Below are 6,197 nucleotides of genomic sequence, written 5' to 3' on the forward strand. Positions count from 1 at the left end.
GTGGCGATGAAGACATCGGCTGGATCTGGCCTGCCCATGGTTCGCTGATCGCGGGCTTCGACGATGCCAAGAACAAGGGCTTCGACATCAGCGGCAAGGCCGGCGACCCGGTGCTGGCCGCTGCCGACGGCCGCGTGGTGTACGCGGGTGCGGGCCTGCGCGGCTACGGCAACCTGATCATCCTGAAGCACAACAACACCTACCTCACGGCCTATGCGCACAACCAGACGCTGCTCGTGAAGGAAGACCAGTCGGTCCAGAAGGGCCAGAAGATCGCCGAGATGGGCAGCAGCGATGCCGATCGCGTGAAGCTGCACTTCGAGATCCGTCGCCAGGGCAAGCCGGTCGATCCGGCGCGCTACCTCCCGAACCGGTGATGCCATGGCCGGTTCCCGCCCCCGTCGCACGCTGCCCGTGCGCCGGTCGGCGGGCAGCACGGCCGAAGCGGTATCCGGCGGTGAGGTCTCGCCGCCTGTCTCTTCCCCCGATGGCCTGATCGCGCCGGAGCCGAACGCCGAAGCGCTCGCGCGCACCGGCGACGACACGGCCGACGCGCTCACCGTCTACCTGCGCCGCATCCGGCGCACCGAGCTTTTCACCCCCGAGCAGGAATACGCGGCCGCCTGCGCCGCGCGAGCCGGCGACTTCGCGGCGCGCCAGTCCATGATCGAGCACAACCTGCGGCTCGTGGTCAACATCGCGAAGGCCTACCTCAACCGCGGCGTGCCGTTCTCCGACCTCATCGAGGAGGGCAACCTCGGCCTGATGCACGCGATCACCAAGTTCGAGCCCGAGCGCGGCTTCCGCTTCTCGACCTATGCGACCTGGTGGATACGCCAGTCGGTCGAACGCGCGCTGATGACCCAGTCCCGCACGATCCGCCTGCCGGTGCACATCGTGCGTGAACTGCAGCAGGTGCTGCGCGCGCGCCGCACGCTCGAGGGCGATCCCGAGTTCCTGGCGCGCCGGCCCGACGGGGTGCGCGTGGAAGACGTGGCGGCGCTGCTGGGCTCGGACGTGCAATCGGTGGCCGATCTGCTGGCGCTGGCCGAGGCGCCGCGCTCGCTCGACGCGGGCGAGTCGCATGGCGAAGAGAGCTACGCGCTGTCCGACTCGGTCGCGGCCGACAGCGAGGAGAGCGATCCCACGGGCGCGACCCAGGCGCACGAGGTCGAACGCCTGCTCGACAGCTGGGTGGCCGCGCTCGATGCGCGCGAGCGCGAGGTGCTCGAAGGCCGCTACGGCCTGCACGACCGCGAGCCCGAGACACTCGAGGTGCTCAGCGTGCGGCTGGGCCTGACGCGCGAGCGCGTGCGCCAGATCCAGAACGAGGCGCTCGCGAAGATGCGGCGCCAGCTCGCGCGTTCGGGCGTGGGGCGGGACGCCTTGTTCTAGCCCTGCCGGGTTTCGTGCGAGGGCCTCTTCCCACGCTGAGACAATCGGGGCATGACGGAATCCATCAAGAAAGATAAATCCCCCACGGACACCCCCACGAACGCCGGCGGCGAATGGCTGCACGTGGAATCGCTGGACCTCGACGCGCAGGGCGTGGCGCACAAGGCCGACGGCATGGTCGTGTTCATCGAGGGTGCGCTGCCCTTCGAAGAGGTGCAGCTCAACGTGCATCGCCGCAAGAACAACTGGGAGCAGGGCACGGTCACGCAGATCCGGCGCGAGTCCTCGCAGCGCGTGCGGCCCGGCTGCCCGCACTTCGGCCTGCACACGGGCGCCTGCGGCGGCTGCAAGATGCAGCACCTCGACGCCGCGGCGCAGGTGGCGGTGAAGCAGCGCGCGCTCGAGGACAACCTCTGGCACCTCGGCAAGGTCCGTCCCGAGAACCTGTTGCGTCCGCTCGAGGGCCCGGCCTGGCACTACCGCTACCGCGCGCGCCTGTCGGTGCGCCACGTGGTCAAGAAGGGCACGGTGCTGATCGGCTTTCACGAGCGCAAGAGCCGCTACCTGGCCGACATGCAGGTCTGTCCCGTGCTGCCCAAGCAGGTCAGCCAGATGCTGATGCCGCTGCGCGCGCTGATCGCCTCGCTCGACGCGCGCGACACCTGCCCGCAGATCGAACTGGCCTGCGGCGATGCACCGGGCACCCAGGCGCTCGGCACCATCGCGCTGGTGCTGCGGCATCTCGAGCCGCTGTCGGGCGCCGACATCGGTCGCCTCAAGGCCTTCGCCGCGAAGAACGAGCAGGTGCAATGGTGGCTGCAGCCCAAGGGGCCCGACACGGTGCGGCTGCTGGAGGAGGGCGGCACGCCGCTGGCCTACGGGCTGCCCGAGTTCGGCGTGACGATGCCGTTCCGGCCCACCGACTTCACGCAGGTCAATCCGCACATCAACCGCGCGCTGGTGGGCAAGGCGCTGCGCCTGCTCGACGTGCAGGCTGACGAGCGCGTGATCGACTGGTTCTGCGGCCTCGGCAACTTCACGCTGCCGCTGGCGAGCCGCGCGCGCGAGGTGCTGGGCATCGAGGGCAGCGACACGCTGGTGGCGCGGGCCACCGAGAACTTCCGCAAGAACCAGCCCGCGACCCCCGCGCGGCGCGCGCTGTCGCCGGCGTCGTTCGTGGCGCGCAACCTGTTCGAGATGACGCCCGAGATGCTGGTCGCCGACGGGCAGGCCGACAAGTGGCTGGTCGATCCGCCGCGCGAGGGCGCCTTCGCGCTGGCCAAGGCGATGGCCGACCTGCACCAGCAGCCCGAGCTGCGCACGGGCGGCTGGACGCCGCCGAAGCGCATCGTCTACGTGAGCTGCAATCCGTCGACGCTGGCGCGCGATGCCGGCTTGCTGGTGCACCAGGCCGGCTATCGCTGCACGCACGCGGGCGTGGTCAACATGTTCCCGCACACGGCGCACGTGGAGTCGATCGCGGTGTTCGAGCGCGAATGAGGCGGGCCTGACGCCGCAATGAGAAAGGGCCCCGAAGGGCCCTTTCTTTTTCACCGATCGATGGCCGCGGGGCCATCGAAAGACGAAGCGTCAGTCGCGTTCGCCGCCCGCGAGGCCCAGCAGCGCCAGCAGGCTCTGGAACACGTTGAACAGGTCGAGGTACAGGGCGAGCGTCGCGCTGATGTAGTTGGTTTCGCCGCCGTCGATGATCTGCTTCAGGTCATAGAGCATGTAGGCCGAGAAGATGCCGATGGCGGCGACCGAGATCGCGAACATGCCGGCGGTCGAGCCGACGAACACGTTGATGACCGCGCCGACCATCAGCACCATCGCGCCGACGAACAGCCACTTGCCCATGCCCGACAGGTCGCGCTTGATCACGGTGGCCAGCGAGGCCATCACGAAGAACACGCCGGCGGTGCCGCCGAAGGCCGTCATGATCAGTTCGGGGCCGTTCTTGAAGCCCAGCACCATCGAGATCAGGCGCGAGAGCATCAGGCCCATGAAGAAGGTGAAGGCCAGCAGCACCGGCACGCCGGCGGCCGAGTTCTTGGTCTTCTCGATCGCGAACATGAAGCCGAAGGCACCGCCGAGGAAGACGATGAGTCCGAGGCCGCCGGTCAGCGAACGGGTGATGCCGGTCTGCACGCCCAGCCAGGCGCCCAGCACGGTGGGAAGAAGGCTCAGCGCCAGCAGCCAGTAGGTGTTGCGCAGCACGCGTTGGCGGTCAGCCTGCGGCAGCACCTGGCCGTAGCCGGTGGAAGTGTCGAGGGTTGTAACGCGGTCGTTCATGGCCGAAGCTCCTGTGGTTGCTGCCGTAGCAGTTGGGCGCATTCTAGAAGTCTGCAAGAGCGCGGCCCGCAAAGACCGTATGGGGGGTGTTCCTTAGACGGCGCGCCGTCCGACAGGGGGAGGCCGCGCGGCGGGCCGGTATGCTCTGGGGTTCGACGCAACAAGACTTTGATCACCATCATGCAAACCAAATCATTCCTTGAACTCGCCGATGTCAAGCTGATCGCCGCCGCCGCCGAAGCCGAGGCGCTCAAGAACAACTGGGCCGTGACGATCGCCATCGCCGACGATGCGGGCAACCTGCTGTGGCTGCAGCGCCTCGACGGCGCGGCCGCGCTGTCCTCGCACATCGCACCGGCCAAGGCCCACACGGCCGCGCTGGGCCGCCGCGAGAGCAAGGTTTACGAGGACATCATCAACGGCGGCCGCACCGCTTTCCTGACGGCACCGCTGGTGCACGGCCTGCTCGAAGGCGGCGTGCCGATCGTGAAGGACGGCCACGTGATCGGTGCCGTGGGTGTCAGCGGCGTGAAGTCGAACGAGGATGCGCAGGTCGCCAAGGCCGGCATCGCGGCTCTCGGTCTCTGAGCTGCCGCATGGGCGCCTTGGCGCCCTGCACGAACGAAAACGCCGACTCGAGAGTCGGCGTTTTTGATTGGACGTTCAGCGTGAAAAAAAGCTTGGCTAGTCGGCGAACCGTTGGCTAGCAAAAAACGACCCTTCGGAGAAATGAATCTCCTGGAGTCGCCCCACGATGAAACTTGCGCGAGGGGCGGGCTGACCGGGACCTATTTGGTCAGGATCAGTTTGCCCAGTTTGGTGGCCTGCAGGCGGTACAGCGAGCCGTTGTGCATGATGCCGACGGTCTTGCTGCCCTTGAGCAGCTCGGTGCTCTCGACCATTGGAACCGGTCGTTGAGCCTGGATGGTGGCGTGACCGCCGCCCGATTGATCGAGCGAAGGGTGGCTCAGAACAGCAAAGGCGTTGGTGGTGGCTGGCATCTCGAATTCCTCTTATCGAAGCGATGGTTGAATGATAATAATTCTCAACAAGAAGTCAATCGCTGCGATGAAAAATTTTGTGACCCGTGGGGCAGTTATTTCGCGTCGGGTTCGGTGATGAAACCGATCTTGCGCACGCCGGCTTCGCGCGCCTCCGACATCGCCTTGGCCACGCGCTCATAGCGCACCGCCTTGTCGCCACGGATGTGCAGCTCGGGCTGCGGTTCCTTGGCGGCCTCGGCGGCGAGGCGGGTGGGCAGCTCGCTGTCGGAGATCTTCTGGTCGTTCCAGTAGTAGTCGCCCTCGGCCGTCACGCTGAACAGGATGTTCTCGGGCTTCGGCTGCTCGGGTTCGCTGGTGGCGCGCGGCAGGTCGATGTTCACCGCGTGCTTCATCACCGGCACGGTGATGATGAAGATGATCAGGAGCACCAGCATGACGTCGACCAGCGGCGTCATGTTGATCTCGTTCATCACCTCATCGGGTTCGTCTTGGGTTCCGAAAGCCATGATGCTCAGCCCTTCTTGAGCGGAACCACGATCGATTCGGCGCCGCTCTGGACGCGGGCACCGGTCACGAAGTAGGCGTGCAGGTCGTGCGCGAAGGCGTTGAGCTTGGTCAGCACGAACTTGTTGCCGCGCACCAGGGCGTTGTAGCCGAGCACGGCGGGGATGGCGACCGCGAGGCCCAGGGCCGTCATGATCAGCGCTTCGCCGATCGGGCCCGCGACCTTGTCGATCGTGGCCTGGCCGGCCGAGCCGATGCTCATCAGCGCGTGGTAGATGCCCCAGACGGTACCGAACAGGCCGATGAAGGGCGCGGTCGAACCGACCGACGCCAGCACGGCCAGGCCGGTCTGCAGGCGCGCGGTGAAGGCGTCGATGCCGTTGCGCAGCGAACGCGTGATCCAGTCGCTGACGTCGAGCGCGTCATGCAGGTGCGCCTTGGTGTTGCGATGGTGCGCGGCGGCTTCGCGGCCCTCGAGCGCCAGGGCGCGGAAGGGGTTGCTGTCGTCCTTGCCGAGCTTGTTGAGCGCGGTGGCGAAATCCTCGCTGTGCCAGAAGTCCTGCGACTGCTTGGCGAGACGCTTGTAGCGGATGACGTCGAGCGCCTTGACGATGATCACGATCCACGACGCGAGCGACATGGCGATCAACAGCACCGCGACGGCCTTGGTGACGAAGTCGCCTTGGTGCCAGACATTCATCAAGCCAAATTGGGAATCCATAGGGGTCTCAGTTACTTAGGTTGGTTGAAAACGATGGGCGCGGGCAGCATGAAGAGGGTCTCGTCGCTCGCGTTCGGATAGTTGCTCACGGTCACGGACGACTTCAGCACCGCATCGCGGGCCGCGCGGTCGAGGCGGTCGTAGCCGCTGGACTTGAGGATTTCGGCACGGCGCACGAGGCCGCTGCGGTTGAAGTACACGGCAATGGTCACCGTGCCGGCCTCGCCGAGCCGCGAACTCAACTGCGGATAGACCGGCGCCGGAGGACGCAGCCACTGCGC

General features: G+C 66.8%; 9 protein-coding genes. 4 read left to right on the forward strand and 5 right to left on the reverse strand.

Annotation, left to right across the window (positions count from 1 at the left end):
• From AC27VN_RS29585 to rlmD, 3 genes are all read left to right on the forward strand, one after another.
• A partial coding sequence (locus AC27VN_RS29585) for a peptidoglycan DD-metalloendopeptidase family protein (RefSeq protein ID WP_490878853.1) occupies positions 1-377 on the forward strand: 377 nt, incomplete at its 5' end.
• A 4-nt stretch (positions 378-381) separates the two neighbouring features.
• Entirely contained in the window at positions 382-1,395 is a 1,014-nt protein-coding gene (locus AC27VN_RS29590) for a sigma-70 family RNA polymerase sigma factor (RefSeq protein WP_490878854.1), read from the forward strand.
• Between the two features lie 51 nt (positions 1,396-1,446).
• Positions 1,447-2,895 carry a 23S rRNA (uracil(1939)-C(5))-methyltransferase RlmD gene (gene rlmD, locus AC27VN_RS29595; protein WP_490878855.1) on the forward strand — a complete coding sequence of 483 codons (1,449 nt, stop codon included), beginning with the start codon at positions 1,447-1,449 and terminating at the stop codon, positions 2,893-2,895.
• Positions 2,896-2,985: 90 nt separating this feature from the next.
• Here the strand turns inward: rlmD and AC27VN_RS29600 are convergent, their stop codons facing one another.
• Positions 2,986-3,687, reverse strand: coding sequence for a Bax inhibitor-1/YccA family protein (locus tag AC27VN_RS29600; RefSeq protein WP_093343010.1), 702 nt, complete (start codon positions 3,685-3,687; stop codon positions 2,986-2,988).
• Between the two features lie 180 nt (positions 3,688-3,867).
• On the opposite strand from AC27VN_RS29600, the gene AC27VN_RS29605 reads away from it, so the two are divergent.
• The gene (locus AC27VN_RS29605) at positions 3,868-4,275 is read left to right on the forward strand and encodes a GlcG/HbpS family heme-binding protein (RefSeq protein ID WP_093343471.1); all 408 of its coding nucleotides are present in this window, start codon (positions 3,868-3,870) and stop codon (positions 4,273-4,275) included.
• A 200-nt stretch (positions 4,276-4,475) separates the two neighbouring features.
• On the opposite strand, the gene hemP is transcribed toward AC27VN_RS29605, so the two are convergent.
• The 4 genes from hemP to AC27VN_RS29625 all read right to left on the reverse strand — a co-directional run.
• Positions 4,476-4,688, reverse strand: a complete 213-nt coding sequence (gene hemP, locus AC27VN_RS29610; RefSeq protein WP_093343008.1) for a hemin uptake protein HemP — start codon at positions 4,686-4,688, stop codon at positions 4,476-4,478.
• Positions 4,689-4,783: 95 nt separating this feature from the next.
• Positions 4,784-5,197 (reverse strand): ExbD/TolR family protein, encoded by a 414-nt coding sequence (locus tag AC27VN_RS29615; protein WP_093343007.1) that lies wholly within the window; start codon positions 5,195-5,197, stop codon positions 4,784-4,786.
• A 5-nt stretch (positions 5,198-5,202) separates the two neighbouring features.
• On the reverse strand, positions 5,203-5,916 hold the full coding sequence (locus AC27VN_RS29620; protein ID WP_057590302.1) for a MotA/TolQ/ExbB proton channel family protein: 714 nt from the start codon (positions 5,914-5,916) through the stop codon (positions 5,203-5,205).
• Positions 5,917-5,927: 11 nt separating this feature from the next.
• The coding region (locus AC27VN_RS29625) for an energy transducer TonB (RefSeq protein ID WP_490878856.1) at positions 5,928-6,197 on the reverse strand (270 nt) is incomplete at its 5' end.

The sequence above is a fragment of the Variovorax sp. 20P10.2.4 genome (genome assembly GCF_058244205.1).